This window comes from Pseudomonas sp. SBB6 (assembly GCF_024213215.1).
Lineage (GTDB): Bacteria > Pseudomonadota > Gammaproteobacteria > Pseudomonadales > Pseudomonadaceae > Aquipseudomonas > Aquipseudomonas donghuensis.
In genome coordinates this window covers 273439-295219 of sequence record NZ_JANAVH010000002.1, presented here as the reverse complement: position 1 = coordinate 295219, position 21781 = coordinate 273439, and the positions used below count along the sequence as shown (strand labels likewise).

Here is a 21781-nt window from a genome sequence, read left to right as displayed (position 1 = left end):
GCGTCCTTGTGTCAATGACGATGCTGGCGGGTGACGCCGGCGTCGTAGTGGGCGGCGATCTGTTGCCAGCCGGCGGCGATCAGGGCGGCCTGGCTGAAGTCGGCAGGCACGCTGGCGTTAGCGCTGCGCTGCAACCAGACGTCAGCGGCGCCGTCCTCGGCTTCGGGCACCAGCAGCAGGAAACTGCCGGCCACCTCGCGGGCCTGGCTCAGGCCCAGGTAGGCGCGCGGCGTCAGCAGCTGCCACTGGTGCTGGCCGCGGCTGGCGGCGCTGGCGTCGGCCACGAAGGGCGGGAAGCCTTCCTCGGCCAGGACCTCGACGGCCAGCAGTTGCGGCTCGTCTTCGCGGCGTGCCTGGATCTCGTCGAACGCCACCCGCAAGTCGGCGTACACCCCTTGTTCGGCGGCACTGAGGTCGCGGCGGGCATCCAGCTGATGGGCCTCGATGCTGACCTCGTCAAGGCGTTCGCCGCGCAGGGCAACGATGCCGGCGGCCACGGCCAGGATCAGCAGGCTGACCAGCAGCACGTACAAGGTTTCATGCCCGGCGCCGGCCGGGCGCACTACCTGGACGCGGCTCATTGCTCGATATCTGCGTAGTCGATTTCCACCACGTGGCCGGGGCCGGCGTCGAACAGCACGTAGAACTCGCCGTCCGGGCGCTTGAAGGTCAGCTTCGAGTCATCGCCAAGCTTGCCGGGCACCAGGATCGATTCGTCATAGCCGATCACATCGAGGGTGACCCCCGGCGCGCCGCTGCCATCGGAAAAACCGCCGGTGCACTGGATCTGGCCGCCGTCGACTTCCTTGCATTCGCACATCGGGTTGTGTGCCAACGCCTGGCCGGCAGCGCCGAGTAGCAGCAAGGGCAGGAGCTGCTTACGAAACTTCATCATTTGCCTCCTTGTTTGTTCAGCCAGGCAACGGTAGCCGGCGAGGCCTTGCTCAACGGCACGGCGGCCTGGTGCATGCTGCCGTCCCAGCCTTCGAGGGTGATCCAGATCTCGGCGTCCGCACGGGTCTTGAGCGGGATCGGCAGGCCGGTGCTCATGCGGTACGGGGTGCCGAAGAAGATCGTCCCGGCGGCGCGCAGGCTGCGCGGCTTGCCGATGCGCAGGTAAGCGGCCTTGACCTCGGCGATGCAGGCCTGGCACAGAGCGATATTGAACGTCTTGAAGTAACCGGCAGGGCCATCGGCGCGCGGTGCCTCGTCGCGCAACTCGGCCAGTTGCACGCTCCACGGGCCGACCTTGACCTCGCCGAGCTCACGCTCGCCCAGGCCGCTGTCACCGCGAAACATCGCGGCGTCGGCAAAATACTTGGGCATGAAGCCAAGCGGGATCAGCAACAGCAGGATGTTCAGGTGAAAGCGCCATTTGTGCCAGAAGCGGCTCAACGGGCTTTGCGGCATAACGGCTGCCTTGCTCATAGGCTCGCCTCCGTGACGGTATCGGTAGCGGTGGTGGCCTGCTTGCGCGGCTTGCGTTCGCGCTTGAGGGCAGCGGCGGTGGCCTGGGCGGTGCGCTTGGTCCAGATCAGCAGGCCGCTCAACACCATCATCGACAGCACCAGGCCGAAGAAGGCCCAGATCAGCTTGATGGTCAGGCCGCCGAAGTCACCGGTGTGCAGCGGTCGCATGGATTCGGTAACGAACTCCAGGGTCGAGCGGTCGTCGATCAAGAACTGCGACTCGATCTTGCTGTTGTACGGGTTGACGTTGACCGTCTGGAACATCAGCGGGTACCAGCCGCGCCCGCCCAGGTAGACGTGGGCATAGGCGTTGCCGGGCAGGGAGACGAAGCTGACGTCCAGGCCGGCGATCTGCTCCTTGGCGATGCGCGTGGCGTCATCCAGGCTGATGCGCGGGGCAGGTGTGCCGGCTTCGGTGCGTGGCACGTCTTCGCGGGCAATCACTGGCACCACCGGCTCGGTGGAGATCGTGATGTGGTTGTCGGCCAGGATCGCCTGGATCAGGAACCAGGTGCCGGTGATGGAAATCACCGCAATGAACCAGATCGACCAGATGCCGCTCAGGCGGTGGAAGTCGCCCCAGAAGATCCGCGCGCCATGGTTAAAGCGCAATGTCGGCTTGAAGAAGCCCTTCCAGAACCGTTTATAGACCACAAGCCCGGTGACCAGCGAGGCCAGCATCGGCAGGCCGAGCAGCGACACCAGGTACCAGCCCCAGCTGTAGCCGTTGGTGAACGGCACCAGCCACCAGCCGTGCAAGGCACGGGTAAAGGCCTCGAAGCTGAACGACGGGCTCTTGCCCTGGATCGCCCCGGTGTAGGGGTTGACGTACAGGGTCGGCGCGCTGCCATCGGGGAAGGTCACCGCCGCGGTCAGGGCAAAGTGCGAACCGTCCGGCTGGCTGATGAAGTTCACGGCCATGTCCGGCTCGGCCTTGTGCAGGGCATCGAGCACCTGCTGGAAGCTCAGCCGCTCGGCGTCGCCATCGGGCTTGCTGGCGCGCACATCGGGGTTGGCCAGCCAGACGATTTCCTGGCTGACCACCGCCAGGGTGCCGGTCACGCAGACGATCAGGACGAAAAACCAGATCGGCAGGGCGAGCCAGCTATGGACCAGGAACCACAGTCTGGATTTGGACTTTTTCGCTTTCTGGGACATTGCAGGTGTCTTTTCAGAGAAATTGAGGTCGAGCCGATGCTCAGCCTTGGGACTGCAATAGATAAGACGAACGAGAATCGTAAAACCCGCAGGGTTAGTTGAAAGCAAATGTTTCAGAGGCGCCGGGGGATCTGGCCAGTTGCGCTTAATTTTCCTTCGCAGTCATCCGTTTTTCTTGAATTACCGGGCCTGCGGGCTCGTTGTTCCTCTGGATGGATGAAAGTCGATGAATGCCGAAGATGCTCGCAAGCTTGCCCGCCGATTCATAGAGTTGCCGCTGGAAAAGCGCCGGATCTTCCTCGAAAGCCTTCGCCGCGAGGGTGTCGACTTTGCCCAGTTTCCGATTCCGGCACAGATCGCAACGGCCGATCAGGGAAGCCTTTCGTATGCGCAACAGCGCATGTGGTTGCTCTGGCAACTTGAGCCCGGCAGTGGTGCCTACAACCTGCCCAGCGCCGTGCGCCTCAACGGTGCCCTCAACCTTCAGGCGCTGGAAGCGGCCTTCGCCGGCCTGCTGGCGCGTCACGAAACCCTGCGCACCGCGTTCATCCAGGGGGCGGATGACCTGCCGCAGCGGGTGCCGGTGACGCAGGCGCTGCAGATTGCCCGGCACGATGTCAGCGACCAGCCTGAAGACCAGCGCGAAGCCTGGGTACGGGCCGAAGCCGAGCGCCAGGCCCTGTTGCCGTTTGACCTGGCCCAGGGGCCACTGCTGCGGGTGAGCCTGGTGCGTATGGGCGAGCAGGCGCATGTGTTGCTGCTGGTCATGCACCACATCGTCGCCGACGGCTGGTCGATGAACGTGCTGATCGACGAATTCATTCGCCGTTACGACGCTGCCGACCGTGGCCAGGCGCTGGAGCTGCCGGCCTTGCCGATTCAGTACGGCGACTATGCCCTGTGGCAGCGGCGCTGGCTGGAGGCGGGTGAGCAGGCCCGGCAACTGGACTACTGGCGCGCCCAGCTGGGTGATGAGCACCCGGTGCTGGCGCTGGCGCTGGATTATCCGCGTCCACCACGGCCCAGCCAGGTCGGCGCCCGTCATGAATTCAGCGTGCCGCCAGTGCTGGCCGAGCAACTGCGCGGCGCCGCCCGCCAGCACAACATCACCCTGTTCATGCTGTTGCTGGGCGGCTTCGGGCTCTTGCTGCAGCGCTACAGCGGCCAGGACGACATCCGCATTGGCGTGCCCATCGCCAATCGCAATCGCAGTGAGGTCGAGGGCCTGATCGGCTTTTTCGTCAACACCCAGGTGCTGCGCCTGCAGTTCGACCCCAGTGCCGCCGTCAGTGCCTTGCTGCAACAGATCAAGGGCACGGCCCTGGGGGCGCAGGCCCATCAGGAATTGCCGTTCGAGCAATTGGTCGAAGGCCTGCGTGTAGAGCGCGACAGTGGCCACAATCCGCTGTTCCAGGTGATGTACAACCATCAGCCGCAAGTCGCCGACCTGAGCGCCGTGCATAGCGCTGGCGGCCTGCAGTTGCAGGCGCTGGAGTGGACCAGCCGGACCACCCGCTTTGACCTCACCCTGGACACCTTCGAGCGCGGCGGGCAACTGCATGCGGCCTTCACCTACCGCAGTGAGCTGTTCGCCCCGGCCACCATCGCGCGCATGGCCGAGCACTGGCTGAACCTGCTGACGGCGATGGTCCAGGCGCCGCAGCTGGCGCTCGGCGAATTGCCGATGCTCTCGGCGCAGGCCCGCGAGGCGGTGCTCCAGCAGTCGGGCCCGAGCCCGACGGTGAGCTATGCGCCGTTGTGCATCCACCAGTTGATCGAGCGCCAAGCCGTTGCCTGGCCGCAGCGCACCGCGGTGACCTTTGCCGGGCGCAGCCTGAGCTATCAGCAGCTCAACGCCCGGGCCAACCAGCTGGCCCGCCACCTGCAGGCCCAGGGCGTAGGCCCGGATGTGCTGGTGGGGATTGCCGTTGAGCGCTCGCTGGAGATGATCGTCGGCCTGCTGGCCATCCTCAAGGCCGGTGGGGCCTATGTGCCGTTCGATCCGCAGTATCCGCGCGAGCGCCTGGCCTACCTGCTGCAAGACAGCCAGGTGAGCCTGCTGTTGACCCAGCAGGCCCTGCTTGAGCGCTTGCCGGCACTGGACACGCTGCAGGTACTGCTGCTCGATGGCGAGCAGGAATCGACCAGCGCATACCGTGACGATGACCTGCAGCTGGCGCTGGACCCCGAGCACCTGGCGTATGTGATTTACACCTCCGGCTCTACCGGCCAGGCCAAAGGCGTGACCCTGGCCCATCGCTCGCTGGTCAACTATGTCCAGGGCATCCTGCAGACCCTGCCGCTGGCCGGGGCGCAAAGCATGGCGGTGGTCTCGACCATTGCGGCCGACCTGGGCCACACCACCCTGTTTGGCGCGCTGTGCTCCGGTTGCACCCTGCATGTGCTCGACCTCGACCTGACCCTGGATGCCGAGCGTTTTGCCGCCTACATGGCGCGCGAGCAGATTGATGTGCTGAAAATCGTCCCCTCGCATATCGAGGCGTTGCTCAGCGACAGCCACCGCGGCGCCGGGTTGCCGCGCCAATGCCTGGTGCTGGGCGGTGAAGCGGCCTCGCCGGCCTTGCTTGAACGCATTGCCGCCTGGGCGCCGGCGTGTCAGGTGATCAACCACTATGGCCCGACCGAGTCGACCGTGGGCGCGCTGACGGCGCCGATCGAGCCGAGCCAGGGCAGCGTCCCGGCGTTGGGCCGGCCATTACCGAACCTGTGCGCACGGGTGCTGGACGGCAGCCTGCAGGTGCTGCCGGCGGGCGTCAACGGCGAGCTGTTGCTCGGCGGCGCCGGCCTGGCCCGCGGTTATCACCGGCGCCCAGGGCTGACCGCCGAACGTTTTGTTCCCGATCCCCATGGCCAGGCCGGTCAGCGCCTGTATCGCACCGGTGACCTGACCAGCTACCGCGAGGACGGGCAGATTCGTTTCCACGGGCGCATCGATCATCAGGTGAAAATTCGCGGCTACCGCATCGAGCTCGATGAAATCAGCGCCTGCCTGCGGCGCCAGGTGACGGTCAGGGACGCCGTCACCCGCCTGGCCACTGTCGGTGGCCAGGCGCAGATCGTCGCCTATCTGGTGCTGGACGAGTCCCTGGCCAACAGCGGTGAACATACCTTTACCGCACAGCTGCAGCAGCGCCTGGGCGAGGTGCTGCCGGACTACATGCTGCCGGCCCATTACGTCGTGCTGGCGGCGCTGCCGCTGACCTTGAACGGCAAGCTCGACCTGCGCGCCCTGGCGGCCATCGAGTTGCAGGCGCGGCAGGTGCCCTATCAGGCAGCGCAGAACGCCGTGCAGGAACAGCTGGCACAGATCTGGGCACAGGTGCTGGAGGTCGAGCGGGTAGGGCTGCAGGACAATTTCTTCAACCTTGGCGGTCATTCGTTGCTGGCCACGCAGATTATTTCCCGGGTGCGCCGGTTACTGCAGGTCGATGTGCCGCTGCGCAGCCTGTTCGAGAGCGCAACGCTTGCCGAGTTTGCCCGCCAGGTGCAACAGGCCGGCACCGCCAGCGGCCGCCCGGCGTTGCAGCGGCTGTCGCCAGGGCAGCCGTTGCCGGCGTCGTTCGCACAGCAGCGGCAGTGGTTGTTGTGGACCCTGGAACCGCAAAGCCAGGCGTACCACACGCCGATTGTGGTGCAGTTGCGGGGGCAGCTGGAGCGTGCCGCCCTGGAGCAGACCTTTGCCGCCCTGGTGGCTCGGCACGAGGCCTTCCGCACCCGTTTCAGCCAGCAGCAAGGGACCCTGTACCAGATTGTCGACGCCGATGATCCGCTCATTGTGCGCTGGGAGAGCCTGGAGCAGGCGGACAGCGCGCAGATCCAGGCCAGCGTCGGCGCCGAGATCGCCACGCTGTTCGACCTGGAGCGTGGCCCGCTGCTGCGGGTCAAGGTGCTGGAAGTGGCGGCCGAGCACTTCATCCTGGTGGTGACCCTGCACCACATCATTTCCGACGGTTGGTCGATGGGCGTGCTGGGGCGTGAGTTCGCCGCCCTGTATGGCGCCTTCCAGCGCCGGCAGCCGCTGAGCCTGGCACCGCTGGCGGTGCAGTACGGCGACTATGCGCACTGGCAGCGCCGCTGGCTCGAAGGCGGTGAGCTGGCGCGTCAGCTGGACTACTGGCGTGGGCAACTGGGCACCGAGCATCCGGTGCTGGAGCTGGCCACCGACCATCCGCGCCAGGCCGGCCAGCATTACCGGGAAGGGCGGGTCGAGCTGCACTTGCCGGTGGCGCTCGAACAGCGCATCCGCCAGTTGGCACGGCGCAACAACCTGACCCTGTTCCAGGTGTTCATTGCTTCGTTTGCCCTGCTGCTGCAGCGCTACAGCGGCCAGGACGATATCCGCATCGGCATGCCGATCAGCAACCGCAACGCCGAAGAGCTCGAAGGCCTGGTGGGCTTCTTCGTCAATACCCTGGTGATGCGTCTGCCGCTGGCGGCGCAGGCCTCGGTCAATGCCCTGCTGGCGCAGGCGCGCGATACCGCGCTGGCAGCCCAGGCCCATCAGGACCTGCCGTTCGACAAATTGGTCGAGGCGCTCAACCCGCAGCGTAGCCTGCAGCACAACCCGTTGTTTCAGGTGATGTACAACCACCTCAATACCGTCGGTGCCGCAGCCGCGGGCAACAGCCTGCCGCACTTGAGCGCGCAGGAAATGCTGCTGCCTGGCGGCATGGCGCAGTTCGAGCTGACCCTGGAAACCCTGGAAACCGATCATGGCATCCAGGCGGCGTTCATCTATGCCGCCGAGTTGTTCAATGCCGCGACCATCGAAAGCATGGCCCGGCACTGGCAGAACCTGTTGCGGGCCATGGTCGAGCAGCCTGAGCAGGCCATCGGCCAACTGCGCGTGCAGGATGACCGGCAATGGCAGGCGTTGCTCGCCGGTGCACGCGGCCAGGCGCCGGCAGTGCATGCCGAATCGCTGGTCGAGCTGTTTGCCGCGCGGGTGCAACAGCAGCCCGAGGCGCTGGCACTGATCGAGGGCGAGCAGCGCTTGAGTTATGCCGAGCTGGATCGGCGCAGCAATCAATTGGCCCGTCATCTGCACGCCGCCGGGGTGGGCCCGGAGGTGCGCGTGGGGCTGCTTGCCGAGCGCGGCATGGCCCTGGTGACCGCGCTGCTGGCGATCTTCAAGGCGGGCGGCGCCTATGTGCCGCTGGACCCACAGTATCCGCCCGAGCGCCTGAACTACATGCTCGAGGACAGTGGCGTGCAGTTGCTGCTCGGCCATCGGCAACTGCTCGATGGCTTGATGCTGGACAGCACCTGCCGGCGCCTGGTGCTGGAAGAGCAGCTGGGCAGTGGCTCGAGCGAGGCGCTGGAGCACGCGCAGGTTGCGGCGCAAAGCCTGGCCTATGTCATCTACACCTCCGGCTCGACCGGCCAGCCCAAGGGGGTGGCGGTCGAGCATGGCGCCCTGGCCATGCATTGCCAGGCAGCGGCAGCGCGTTATGCACTGAGCGCCGAAGATCGCCTGCTGCAGTTTGCCTCGGTGAGTTTCGATGCGGCCGCCGAGCAGATCTTCATGCCGCTGATCCAGGGCGCGGCGCTGCTGATCGGCGACGTGACTCACTGGAGTTATGAAGCGCTGTTGGCCCAGGTTCAAGCGCATGGCCTGAGTGTCCTCGACCTGCCGCCCAGCTACCTCACCGGCATCATCGCGGCCGCCGCCCCGGGCAGCCCGGCGCTGAACGTGCGTGCCTGCATTCTCGGCGGGGAAGCCTGGAGCCAGCAGCAAGTGGCGGCGCTTGAGCACTTGCGCGGCGTGCAGCTGTACAACGCCTACGGCCCCACCGAGGCGCTGATCAGCCCGTTGATCTGGGCCTGCGAGCCCTCGGGTGAAGCGGCGCCGTATGCGCCGATCGGGACCCCGGTGGGGGCACGTTCGGCCTATCTGCTCGATGCCCAGCTCAACCCGGTGCCTGGGGGGGTGGTTGGCGAGCTTTATCTGGGTGGCGAGGGCTTGGCCCGTGGCTACCTGCAGCGCCCGGGGCTGACTGCGCAGCAGTTCGTGCCGGACCCGTTCGGGGCCCCCGGTGCGCGCCTGTACCGCAGCGGCGACCTGGGCCGTCAGCGCACCGACGGGGTCATCGAGTACCTTGGCCGTATCGACCATCAAGTGAAGATTCGCGGCCTGCGCATCGAGCTGGGCGAGATCGAGGCGCGCCTGCGTGCGCACCATCAGGTAAGCGCCGTGGCGGTACTTGCCCAGCCTGGCGCCCAGGGGCCGCAACTGGTGGCCTATGTCGTCGCGCCCGGGGCTGACCAGGGGTTGCAGGAGCTGCTCAAGGCGCACCTGCGCACCCGCCTGCCGGAGCACATGCTGCCGGTGCACTGGCTGCTGCTCGAACAATTGCCGCTGAACGCCAACGGCAAGCTCGATCGCCAGGCCTTGCCGCTGCCGCAGGTAGCGGCACAGGCTGCGTTCCAGGCGCCGCGCAACGCCATGGAAAGGCAGCTGGCCGCCATTTGGGCCGAGGTGCTCAAGCGTGAACAGGTGGGCGTGCAGGACAACTTCTTCGAGCTGGGTGGCGATTCGATCATCTCCATCCAGGTGGTCAGCCGTGCCCGCCAGGCCGGCATCCACTTCAGCGCCAAAGCGCTGTTCCAGTACCAGACGGTCCAGGGTGTGGCCGCTGTCGCCCGGCGCGGCGAGGCGCCCGCAGCGCTTGCCCGCGGCGAGGTCAGTGGCGAGCAGATCCTGCTGCCGATTCAGCAGGCGTTTTTCGCCGAGGCCATCGCCGAGCGCCAGCACTGGAACCAGTCGGTGTTGCTCGAGCCCCAGCAGCACCTGGACCCGCAACACCTGGAGCAGGCCTTGCAAGCCTTGGTCAAGCACCATGATGCACTGCGCTTGAGCTTTGTCGAATCAGCCGAGGGCTGGTCGGCGCACTATCGCCAGGCGCCGTTGCCCGGCTTGCTGGTTCAAGCCCGGGTGCAGGACAGCGCCGGGTTGACCCGCGTGTGCGATGAGCTCCAGCGCAGCCTCGACCTGGCCCAGGGGCCGTTGCTGCGCGGCCTGTTGGCGACCCTGGCCGATGGCAGTCAGCGACTGTTCCTGGCCATTCACCACCTGGTGGTGGACGGGGTGTCCTGGCGCATCCTGTTTGAAGACCTGCAGAGCGTTTACCGGCAATTGCACGCTGGCCAGGCCGTTGCATTGGCGGCACGCACCAGCGCCTATCAGGGCTGGGCCGAGCACCTGCAACGCCTGGCTGACAGCCCGCAACTGCGCGATGAGCTGGCGTTCTGGCAGGCCCAGGGCCAAGGCGCAGGCGGGCCGTTGCCCGGCAGCCGATCGCTGGCGCCTGCGCTCAATCGCCATGCGCACACGCTGTACAGCCGCCTGGATGCGGCAACCACCCGCCAGTTACTGCAACAGGCGCCCCAGGCGTACCGGACCCAGGTCAACGACCTGCTGTTGACGGCGCTGGCGCAGGTGATCTGCCGCTGGACCGGTGAACCCAGCCTGCATATCCAGCTCGAAGGCCATGGCCGTGAAGAGCTGTTCGAAGGCCTGGACCTGAGCCGCACCGTGGGCTGGTTCACCAGCCTGTTCCCGTTGCGCCTGACGCCCCGGACCGAGGTGGGGGCATCGCTCAAGGCAATCAAGGAACAACTGCGTGCGGTGCCGAACAAGGGCATCGGTTACGGCGTGCTGCGTTACCTCGCCGACCCGGCTACCCGCCAGCAACTGGCGGCATTGCCCGGCGCGCCGATCATCTTCAACTACCTGGGGCAGTTCGACGGCAGCTTTGCCGACGCCCAGGCCTTGCTGCGTCCGGCCGGCGACAGCGGTAGCCGCGACCAGAGCCCGGATGCGCCGCTGGGCGCGCCGTTGACCCTCAATGGCCAGGTCTATGAGGGCCAGTTGAGCCTGGGCTGGACCTTCAGCACCGAGGTATTCGAGCCGGCGTTGATCGCCTGTCTGGCCGAGGACTACAGCGCCGCCCTGCAAGCGCTGATCGAGCACTGCTGCGCCCCGCAACAGGGCGGCCTGACCCCCTCGGATGTGGCGCTGGCGGCCCTGGACCAGGCGCAACTCGACAGCCTGCCATTGGTGCCGGGCGAGATCGACGACCTGTATCCACTGTCGCCGATGCAGCAGGGCATGTTGTTCCATGCGCTGTATGCCCAAGGCAACGGGGACTACGTCAACCAGATGCAGGTCGAGGTGCGCGGGCTGGAGGTTGCCCGCTTCCGCCAGGCCTGGAAACAGACCCTGCAGGCCCATGACATCCTGCGCAGCGGGTTTATCTGGCAGGGCGAACTGCCCCAGCCGCTGCAGTTTGTGCGCAAGCAGGTCGAGTTGCCTTTCGCCGAGTTCGACTGGCGCGGGCGTGCCGACCTGGACCAGGCCGTACAGGCCCTGGCGCGCAGTGACCGCGAGCAGGGGTTTGACCTGCAGCAGGCGCCGTTGCTGCGCCTGAGCCTGGTGCGCTGCTTTGAGGACCGTTATCAGTTCATCTACACCAACCACCATATCCTCATGGACGGCTGGAGCTACGCGCAGTTGCTCGGCGAGGTGCTCGAACGCTACCACGGCCATACCCCGTTGGCGGCGGCCGGGCGTTACCGTGATTACATTGCCTGGTTGCAGGCGCAAGACGCCGCGGCCAGCGCAGGGTTCTGGCAGCAGCACCTGGCCGGGCTGGAAGCACCGACGCACCTGGCACCGGCATTGGCCGCCTATGGTGAGGTTAGCGAGGCGGGCGGGCGTGCCACCTATGCGCAGAGCCTCGACCGCTCAGGCACCGAGGCCCTGGTAAGCTTTGCCCGGGCCAGTAAAGTCACCGTCAACACCCTGGTGCAAGCGGCCTGGCTGTTACTGCTGCAACGCTATACCGGCCAAGCCAGCGTGGCCTTCGGTGCCACGGTGGCCGGGCGCCCGGCCCAGGTGCCCGGCGCCGACCGGCAGATCGGCCTGTTCATCAACACCTTGCCGGTGATCGCCAACCCGCAGCCGTTCTTGACCGTTGGCCAGTGGCTGCAGCAAGTGCAGGCGTTGAGCCTGGCCATGGGTGAGCATGAAGCCACGCCGCTGTTCGAAATCCAGCGTTGGGCGGGGTTGGGCGGTGAGGCGTTGTTCGACAGCCTGTTGGTGTTCGAGAACTATCCGGTCGCCGAGGCCTTGCAGCGCCAGGCCGACAGCGGCCTGCAGTTCGGCCCGCTGCGCAGCCACGAGCAGACGCACTACCCGTTGGCCTTGGCTGTGGAACTGGGAGAGTCGCTGCACCTGGGCTTCGACTATGCCGCCGGCCAGTTCAGCGCGCAGGCGGTGCAGCGCCTGGCGGCGCATCTGCTCAACCTGCTGGAGCAGTTCATGGCCGGCAGCGATGTTCGCCTCGGCGAGATCGCCTTGCCGCTGGCCGCTGAACGTGCCCAGGCACATCAGCGCAACCTGCAGCAAGGGCCGGGCGATTACCCGCTGGTGCATCAGCGCATTGCCCAGTGGGCCGTGCAACAGCCGCAACAACCGGCGGTGCTGCAAGGCGAGCGGGTCCTGAGCTTCGCCGCGTTGGAGCGCCGTGCCAACCAACTGGCGCATGCCCTGGTCGCCCGTGGCGTAGGCCCGGAAGTACGGGTAGCGGTGGGCCTGGGCCGCGACGAAGCGATGCTGGTGGCGCTGCTGGCGGTGCTCAAGGCCGGTGGCGCCTATGTGCCGCTGGATATCAATTACCCGGCCGAGCGCCTGGCCTACCTGCTCGAAGACAGTGCCGCGGCCTTGCTGCTCAGCGACTCCCGCCTGGCCTGGGAGGTGTCACTGCCGGCGCAGCTGGAGGTGCTGCACCTGGACCGCCTGTGCCTGGACGACTGGCCGCAACAGGCGCCGGTGGTCGCGATCGAGCCGGACAACCTGGCCTACATCATCTACACCTCCGGCTCTACCGGTCAGCCCAAGGGCGTTGCCGTGGCCCACGGGCCACTGGCCATGCACTGCGCGCGGATCGGCGAGCGCTACGGCATGAGCGCCAGCGATTGCGAGCTGCTGTTCATGTCGTTTGCCTTCGACGGCGCTCACGAACGCTGGCTGACCACCCTGACCCACGGCGGGCGCGTGCTGTTGCGTGACGACAGCCTGTGGACCCCGGAACAAACCTTTGAGGCGTTGCACCGCCACGGGGTGACGGTGGCGGCGTTCCCGCCGGTGTACCTGCAGCAATTGGCCGAGCTGGCCGAGCGCCGTGGCAACCCGCCAGCGGTGCGCATCTATTGCTTTGGTGGCGACGCCGTGGCGCAGGCCAGTTTCGAACTGGCGCGGCGGGCGCTCAAACCCGAGTTCATCATCAATGGCTATGGCCCGACTGAAACCGTGGTCACCCCGCTGATCTGGAAAGCGGCGGCGAGCGACACCTGTGGTGCGGCGTATGCGCCGATCGGCAGCCGGGTCGGCGAGCGTAGCGTGCAGGTACTCGATGCCGCATTGAACCTGCTGCCCGATGGCCTGGCGGGTGAGTTGTACCTGGGGGGCTATGGGGTGGCGCGTGGCTACCTGAACCGTCCGGGGCTGACGGCCGAGCGTTTCGTGCCCGACCCGAGCGGCAGCATTGGCGGGCGCTTGTATCGTTCCGGCGATCTGGTGCGCCAGCGCGTCAGCGGCATCGTCGATTGCCTGGGGCGCATCGACCACCAGGTCAAGGTGCGCGGTTTCCGTATCGAACTGGGCGAAATCGAAGCCTGCCTGCAAGCCCAGCCAGGGGTTGCCGAGGCCGTGGTGGTGGCCCATGACGGCGCCCATGGCAAGACCCTGGTCGGGTACCTGGTCGCCAGCCGCGACGGCCTGGCTGAGGCGCCTGCAACCTGGCTCAGCGCACTCAAGGCGCAGCTGCAAAGCCAGCTGCCGGCGTACATGGTGCCGAGCCAGCTGATGCAGCTCGAACAGCTGCCCGTGACCCCCAACGGCAAGCTTGACCGCAAGGCCTTGCCCGCACCCCAGGCGCTGCACGGCAGTGAAGCCTACCAGGCCCCGGCAAGCGACCTGCAACGCCGCCTGGCGACGATCTGGCAGCAGGTGCTCAAGGTCGAGCGGGTCGGTCTGCTGGATAACTTCTTCGAATTGGGCGGGCACTCGCTGCTGGCCACCCAGGCCACCGCCCAGGCGCAGTTGGAGCTTGGCGCGGACCTGGCCCTGGAGCTGATTTTCAAGGCCCGCAGCCTGGCGGAGTACGCCGAGGCCGTGGCCGCGTGCATGACATCGAATCGAGAGGAAGACCTGAGCGACATGTTTGACTTTCTCAACGAACTGGAGGCGAACTGACATGGCTGGAATGGACAATTCGCAGCTGGTGCAGCGCTTCATCAAGCTGCCTGCGGAGCAGCGCCGGCTGTTCCTGGAAAAACTCGCCGGCAAGGGCATGAGCCTGGCGCAACTGCCGATCCCGGTCAGCCGTCTGGAACACGGCGACCTGCCGCTGTCCTACGCCCAGCAGCGCCAGTGGTTCCTCTGGCAACTGGACCGGCACAGCAGTGCCTACCATATTCCGGCCGCCTTGCACCTGCACGGCGCGCTCGACAGCCAGGCCCTGCAGCGCAGCCTCACGGCCCTGGTCGCGCGTCACGAAAGCCTGCGCACCACCTTCGAGCAACAGGCCGAGCACGCCGTCCAGCGGGTACAGGCACACGCCGAACTGGCGCTGGAGCTGCACAGTGTTGAGGCGCCGGCCCCGGCCCCGGCGCGCCAGGCGCTGATCGATGCTTTTGTCGACAGCACCTTGCAACAGCCCTTTGACCTGCAGCACGGGCCGCTGCTGCGTGCGCGTTTGCTGCGCCTGGACGAACAGGAGCATGTGCTGGTGCTGGCGCTGCACCACATCGTCGCCGATGGCTGGTCGATGCAGGTGCTGGTGCAAGAACTGGTAGCGCTGTACCTGGGCTTCAGCCAGGGCCAACCGGCCTCGCTGCCGGCGCTGCCGATCCAGTACGCCGACTATGCGCTGTGGCAGCGTTGCTGGATGGAGGCCGGCGAGCGCGAGCGGCAACTGGCTTACTGGACCGCGCACCTGGGTGATGAGCAGGCCTTGCTGGAGCTGCCCCACGACCGCCCGCGCCCGGCGCAAAGCAGTTACCGTGGCGGGCGCTGGCAGATTGACCTGCCGCCTGAATTGCTCAGTGGCCTGCGGCGTACCTGCCAGCGTGAAGGGGTGACCCTGTTCATGCTGCTGCTGGCGTCGTTCCAACTGCTGCTGCACCGCTACAGCGGCCAGCAGCAGATCCGCGTCGGGGTGCCGGTGGCCAACCGCAACCGCGCCGAAACCAAGGGCTTGATCGGCTTTTTCGTCAACACCCAGGTGCTCAAGGCCGAGGTGCACGGGCGCGAGACACTGAGCGCGTTCATACAACAGGTCAAACGCACCGCGCTCGCCGCCCAGGCCTACCAGGACCTGCCGTACGAGCAACTGGTCGAAGCCCTGCAGCCGGAGCGCAGCTTGAGCTTCAATCCGTTGTTCCAGGTGATGTTCAACCACCAGGTCGACGCCGGGCAGGGTGCCAGTGTTGCCGGGCTTGCCGGCAGTTTGCGCATCGAGGCGCTGAACTGGGACAGCCATGCCTCGCCCTTCGACCTCAACCTCGACACCTTCGAGGAGGGTGAGCGTCTGTGGGCATCGCTGACCTACGCCCTGGACCTGTTCGATGCAGCGACCATCGAACGCATGGCCGGCCACTGGCAGGTGCTGTTGCAGGCGTTCGCCGGTGATACCCGGCAGTGCCTGGAGGCCATTGCCCTGGACACCGAGCCCGCCTGTGCGCAGGGCCTGGCAGAGCAGGCGCCAGGCGAACTGCTGTTGCCGATGTTGCGTGCCCAACTGCAACGCCAGCCCGACGCGGTGGCGTTGATCGTCGCCGGGCAGTCGTACAGCCACGGCGAACTTGAGGCGCGCAGCAACCGCCTGGCCTGGCAACTGCGCGAGGCCGGCATTGGCGCGCAAAGCCTGGTGGGCCTGGCGCTGGAGCGCAGCCTGGAGATGGTCGTGGCGCAACTGGCGGTGCTCAAGGCCGGTGCGGCCTATGTGCCGCTGGCCCCGGATTACCCACGCGAGCGCCTGCAGTACATGATCGACGACAGCGGCATGCAGCTGTTGCTCAGCCACGCCGCACTCAGCGCCCGCCTGGGGACGCTGTCGGCGCCACGTACCCTGCTGCTCGACGAGCAGGCCCTGGGCGTACCGGCCAGCGACCCGGGAGCGCCGGCGCTGGTGCTGCACCCGCACAGCCTGGCCTATGTGATCTACACCTCCGGCTCCACCGGTCAGCCCAAAGGCGTTGCCATTCGCCACGGCGGCTTGGCCAACCACATGCAGTGGATGATGCGCGCCTATCCGCTGCAGGCCGATGACCGGGTGCTGCAAAAGACTGCCTGCAGTTTCGATGCCTCGGTCTGGGAGTTCTGGCTGCCGCTGCTGTGCGGCGCGCCGTTGGTGCTGGCACCGGCCGAGCTGAACGAGGACCTGACCCAGCTGTGGCCACTGGTGGCCGAGCAGCGCATCAGCGTGTTGCAACTGGCACCCTCGCTGCTGCAAGGGCTGCTCAGTTCGTTGCAGCCAGGGCAACTGGCGTCGCTGCGGCTGTTGTTCGTCGGCGGCGAGGCGCTCAAGGCCAGCCTGGTAAAACAGTTGGCGCAGTACTGGCAGGGCCGCGTGATCAACCTCTATGGCCCGACCGAATCGACCATCGATGCCAGCAGCCATGAGCTGACCGGGCAGGAGCCCGAGGACATCATCCGCATCGGCGCACTGATCAGCAACGTCAGTGCCCAGGTGCTGGACGCCAACCTGCTGCGCTGCCCACAGGGCGGCCTGGGTGAGCTGTACCTGGGGGGCGCCTCGCTGGCCAGCGGTTACCACCGCCGGCCGGGGCTGACCGCCGAGCGTTTCATCCCCGACCCTTACGGTGCCCCTGGCGCGCGCCTGTACCGCAGTGGCGACCTGGTGAGCCGCCGGGCGCAGGCTGAGCTGCATTATGTCGGGCGTATCGACCATCAGCTCAAGCTGCGCGGCCTGCGTATTGAGCTGGGTGAAATCGAGGCCTGCCTGCAGGCCCAGGCCGGTGTGCGCGAAGCGGTGGTGCTGGCCCAGGAGGGGCCGCGCGGGCCGCAACTGGTCGGCTACGTGGTGGCCGAGGGAGAGGTCCAGGTGCACGCCCTGCGCGAAGCGCTTGCCGCTCGCCTGCCGGCGCACATGGTGCCGAGCCACCTGCTGCGGTTGGCGCAACTGCCCTTGACGGTCAACGGCAAACTGGATCGCAAGGCGTTGCCGCTGCCTGAAAACGAGGCGGGCAGCACAACCTTCAGCGCGCCCCAGGGCGATCTTGAACAAGCGATCGCGCAGATCTGGGCGCAGGTGCTCAAGCGTGAACAGATCGGGCGCCAGGACAATTTCTTCGAACTGGGCGGTGACTCGATCGTCTCCATCCAGGTGGTCAGCCGCGCGCGTCAGGCCGGTATTCATTTCAGCCCCAAAGACCTGTTCCAGTACCAGACCGTACAGAGCCTGGCCACGGTGGCCAGCTTCACCGGCCACGCGTTGCAGGTCGAGCAGGGCCCGGCCAGTGGCGAGCTGGCGTTGTTGCCGATTCAACGGCAGTTCTTCGACAGCCCCGTGGCCGAGCGTCATCACTGGAACCAGTCGGTGTTGCTGGCGCCGCGTCAGGTGCTTGAGCCACAACGCCTTGAACAGGCATTGCAGCTGCTGGTAGCGCATCACGATGCGCTGCGCCAACGCTTCGTGCACGGCCCACAGGGCTGGCGTGCCGATCACTGCGCGGCGGTTGGCGAGGGCCTGGTGTGGCAGCGTCGCGCCGCCTCGGCAGAGCAACTGCTGAGCCTGTGCGAGCAGGCCCAGCGCAGCCTCGACCTGGGTGCCGGGCCTTTGCTCCGGGCCTTGCTGGTGGACCTGGACGAGGGTGGCCAGCGCCTGTTGCTGGTGGTCCATCACCTGGTGGTCGACGGTGTTTCCTGGCGAATTCTGTTCGAAGACCTGCAAGCCGTTTATGCCCAACTGGCCGCTGGCCAGGCCGCGCAACTGTCGCCGCGCACCAGTGCCGTGCAGGCCTGGGCCGGGCGCTTGCAGCAGTATGCCGGCAGTGCCGACAGTGCTGGCGCCGCGGCGTACTGGACGGGCCTGGGCGCTAGCGCCGGCGAGGACCTGCCCTGCGACAACCGCCACGCCAGCTTGAGCAAGGATCAGGCCTGCAGCGTGCGCAGCCGTCTCGACGCACCGCACACGCGCGCCTTGCTGCAACAGGCACCGGCTGCCTACCGCACGCAGATCAACGACCTGCTGTTGACCGCCCTGGCGCAGGTGATCTGCCAGTGGAGCGGCCAGGCCTCCACCTGGGTCCAGCTTGAGGGGCATGGCCGCGAGGCGCTGTTCGAGGACATCGACCTGACCCGTACGGTCGGTTGGTTCACCACGGCGTTCCCGGCCTGCCTGACCCCAGGCAACAGCCTCGGCGCCTCGATCAAGGCCATCAAGGAGCAGTTGCGGGCGATCCCCAACAAGGGCCTGGATTTTGGCGTGCTGCACGCCTACGGCAGTGCCGAGCAGCGCCAGGCGCTGGCCCGCCTGCCGACGCCGCGCATTACCTTCAACTACCTGGGCCAGTTTGACGCCAGCTTCGATGACCCGCACGCTTTGTTCGCCCCGGCCAGTGAAGCGTCCGGGGCCGAGCAGGGCGACCAGGCACCGCTGGGTAACTGGTTGAGCATCAACGGCCAGGTGTATGGCGGTGAGCTGACCCTGGACTGGACCTTCAGCCAGGCCATGTTCGCTCCGGCCACGGTACAGCGCCTGGCGGATGCCCTGAGCCAGCAACTGGTGCAACTGGTCGAGCATTGCCTGGCACCCGGCAACGGCGCGGTAACGCCGTCGGACTTCCCCCTGGCGGCACTCAGCCAGGCGCAGCTCGAGCGTCTGCCATTGGCGCCAGGGCAGATTGCCGATGTCTACCCGCTGTCGCCGATGCAGCAGGGCATGTTGTTCCACGCCCTGAATGCGCAAACCTGCGGTGACAACATCAATCAACTGCGGGTGCAGGTCCAGGGCCTGGACGTCGAGCGTTTCCGCCATGCCTGGCAGGCCACGCTGGATGCCCATGACAGCCTGCGCAGCCAGTTTCACTGGCAAGGCGATTTCGCCGCGCCGGTGCAGGTGGTGGTGCGCGATGTGCCGCTGGCGTTTGCCAGCATCGACCTGCGCGGGGCGCCGCACGGTGCCACGGCGCTGGACGACCTCGCAGCCCAGGAACGCAACGCCGGCTTTGCCCTCGACAGCGCGCCATTGCTGCGCCTGAGCCTGATCCGTCGCGACGAGCAGATGCATGAGCTGATCTTCACCAGCCACCACATCCTGATGGACGGCTGGAGCAATGCACAGCTGCTGGCGGAGGTGCTGCAGCGCTACGCCGGTGAAACAGTGGACGCGCCGATCGGCCGCTACCGCGACTATATCGGCTGGCTGCAGGGGCGCGACGGCGCTGCCTGCCAGGCGTTCTGGCGCCAGCAGTTGCAACACTTCGACGGCCCGACCCTGCTGAGCCAGGCCATCGCCCGCGAGCCCGCTCAGGCCGCAGTGGGCAGCGCTCAGCACCAGCAGGCCCTGAGCATCGGGCAGACCCAGCGCCTGCACGCATTTGCCAGGGCGCAAAAGGTCACCCTCAATACCCTGGTGCAGGGCGCCTGGTCATTGCTGCTGCAGCATTACAGCGGCCAGGACAATGTCACTTTCGGCGCCACCGTGTCCGGGCGTCCGGCCGAGCTCAAGGGCATCGAGCGGCAGATCGGACTGTTCATCAACAGCCTGCCGGTCATCGGCGGCGCGCGGGCGCAGCAATCGTTGCAGCACTGGCTGCAGGCCCTGCAGGCGCACAACCTCAACCTGCGCGAGCAGGAGCACACGCCGCTGTACGAGATCCAGCGCTGGGCCGGGCACAGCGGTCAGCCGCTGTTCGATACCTTGCTGGTGTTCGAGAACTACCCGGTGGCCCAGGCCCTGGAGCAGGGCGCGCCGGCCGGCTTGCGCTTTGGCGAGGTGATCGGTCATGAGCAGAACGGCTTCCCGCTGACCCTGCTGGTGGATGCCGGCGAGCAGTTGAGCGTGACCTTCAAATATACCTGCGCCGATTTCGATGCCTCGGCGGTGCAGCGCCTGGGGGCGCAACTGCACCAACTGCTGCTGCAACTGGGCGACTGCCAGGGGCATGAGGCGGTCGCCAGCCTCAGCCTGTTCAGCGCCGAGGCGCGCGCTCAGCAGGTTGCCCAGGGCGCGGGAGAGCTGGCCGACTATCCGCTGCAGTGCAGCATCCAGCAGTTGATCGAGGCCCAGGTGCAGCGCACGCCCCAGGCACCGGCCCTGGTGTATGGCGGGCAAAGCCTGAGCTACGCCCAGCTCAATGCCCGCGCCAACCGCCTGGCCTGGGCGTTGATCGATCAAGGGGTTGGGCCGGATGTGCTGGTGGGGATTGCCGCCGAGCGTTCGCTGGAGATGGTCATTGGCCTGCTGGCGATCCTCAAGGCCGGCGGCGCCTATGTGCCACTGGACCCGGACTACCCGCGCGAGCGCCTGGCGCATATGTTCGCGGACAGCGGCATCGAACTGCTGCTGACACAGTCCTGGTTGCTCGACGGCCTGCCGCCGACCCCGGGGCTGCGCACGCTGCTGCTCGACCAGGCGCACACGGTCGCCAGCCGCGAAGACGATCCGCAGGTGGCGGTGCAGGGCGAGCACCTGGCCTATGTGATCTACACCTCCGGCTCCACCGGCAAGCCCAAGGGTGCGGGCAACCGCCACAGTGCCCTGGTCAATCGCCTGTGCTGGATGCAGCAAGCCTATGGCCTGGATGCCAGCGACGCGGTGCTGCAGAAAACCCCGTTCAGTTTCGACGTGTCGGTCTGGGAGTTCTTCTGGCCGCTGATGACCGGCGCGCGCCTGGTGGTTGCCGCGCCGGGCGATCACCGCGACCCGGACCGCCTGATCGAGTTGATCGAGCGTGAGGGCATCAGCACCTTGCACTTCGTCCCGTCGATGCTCCAGGTGTTCCTCCAGGCACCGCAGGTTGCCCGCTGCAGCGGCTTGTCGCGGATCATCTGCAGTGGCGAGGCGCTGCCGGTCGAGGCCCAGCAGCAGGTGTTCGCCAAGCTGCCGGCGGCCGCTCTGTTCAACCTCTACGGGCCGACCGAAGCGGCCATCGACGTGACCCACTGGCAGTGTGTCGATGACGGCCGGACCAGCGTGCCGATCGGCCACGCCATTGCCAACCTGCGCACCTACATCCTCGATGGCAACCTTGAGCCGGTTGCCGAGGGTGTGCTGGGCGAGCTGTACCTGGCCGGTGCCGGCCTGGCGCGCGGTTACCACCGTCGCCCGGGGCTGACCGCCGAGCGCTTCCCGCTCGACCCGTTCGTGCCAGGCCAGCGCATGTACCGCACCGGTGACCTGGCACGTTTTGGCGCCGACGGCGCAATCGAGTATGCCGGGCGTATCGACCATCAGGTCAAGATCCGCGGGCTGCGCATCGAGCTGGGGGAAATCGAGGCGCGGCTGCTGGAACACCCGGCGATACGTGAAGCGGTGGTGGTCGCCCGCGAGGCGGTCGGCGGCACGCAACTGGTGGCCTACCTGGTTGCCGAAGGCCAGGCCAGTGCCGAGGCCATCGCCGGCTTGCGCGAGTTCCTGCGCCAGGCCCTGCCTGAACATATGCTGCCCAGCCACCTGGTGGCCTTGAGTGAAATGCCGCTGAGCCCCAACGGCAAGCTCGACCGCCGGCAATTGCCCGCGCCGCCAAGCCTGAGCGCTCAGGCGCTGCATCGGCCACCGCAGTCGGCGCTGCAGCAGCAGGTGGCGGCGACCTGGCAAGCGGTGCTGGGCACCGAGCAGGTAGGCCTGGACGACAACTTCTTCCAGTTGGGCGGTCATTCGTTGATGGCCACCCAGGTGGTGATGCGCCTGCGCGACCAACTGGCCCTGGAGGTGCCGCTCAAGCTGCTGTTCGAAGCCGAGCACCTGGAGGCCTTCTGTGCCCAGGTCCAGGCCTTGCAGGACGCGCTTTCGCCGCTACAGGACGAGTTGACTAAATCCCTGGAGGCTCTCAAACGTCTATCTGCCGAAGATCTTGAGAAACTGCTTTCCTGACAAGGGGTC

6 protein-coding genes are annotated in these 21781 nt (G+C 66.8%); 2 read left to right on the top strand and 4 right to left on the bottom strand.

What is annotated here, in order from left to right; all coding sequences use genetic code 11:
* Positions 1 to 11: 11 nt before the first annotated feature.
* Genes NLX68_RS04575 through NLX68_RS04560 form a run of 4 tightly spaced genes read right to left on the bottom strand, consistent with a single transcriptional unit; the run spans position 12 to position 2627 of the window.
* Positions 12 to 581: a DUF6162 family protein gene (locus NLX68_RS04575; protein ID WP_254282929.1), complete on the bottom strand. Its 570-nt coding sequence runs from the start codon at positions 579 to 581 to the stop codon at positions 12 to 14.
* Entirely contained in the window at positions 578 to 892 is a 315-nt protein-coding gene (locus tag NLX68_RS04570) for a hypothetical protein (RefSeq protein WP_254282927.1), read from the bottom strand. The genes NLX68_RS04575 and NLX68_RS04570 overlap by 4 nt, the downstream gene beginning before the upstream one ends.
* Positions 892 to 1428 carry a thiamine pyrophosphate-binding protein gene (locus NLX68_RS04565; RefSeq protein ID WP_254282925.1) on the bottom strand — a complete coding sequence of 179 codons (537 nt, stop codon included), beginning with the start codon at positions 1426 to 1428 and terminating at the stop codon, positions 892 to 894. The genes NLX68_RS04570 and NLX68_RS04565 overlap by 1 nt, the downstream gene beginning before the upstream one ends.
* Positions 1425 to 2627 (bottom strand): PepSY domain-containing protein, encoded by a 1203-nt coding sequence (locus NLX68_RS04560; RefSeq protein ID WP_254282923.1) that lies wholly within the window; start codon positions 2625 to 2627, stop codon positions 1425 to 1427. Before NLX68_RS04560 ends, NLX68_RS04565 begins: the two co-directional genes overlap by 4 nt.
* Positions 2628 to 2853: 226 nt before the next feature.
* Here NLX68_RS04560 and NLX68_RS04555 point away from each other — a divergent pair, with 226 nt between their 5' ends.
* A complete protein-coding gene (locus NLX68_RS04555) occupies positions 2854 to 13905 on the top strand; it encodes a non-ribosomal peptide synthetase (protein ID WP_254282921.1) in 11052 nt (3683 codons plus the stop codon).
* A gap of 1 nt (position 13906) precedes the next feature.
* Positions 13907 to 21772, top strand: coding sequence for a non-ribosomal peptide synthetase (locus tag NLX68_RS04550; protein ID WP_254282919.1), 7866 nt, complete (start codon positions 13907 to 13909; stop codon positions 21770 to 21772).
* The last annotated feature ends 9 nt before the right edge of the window (positions 21773 to 21781 follow it).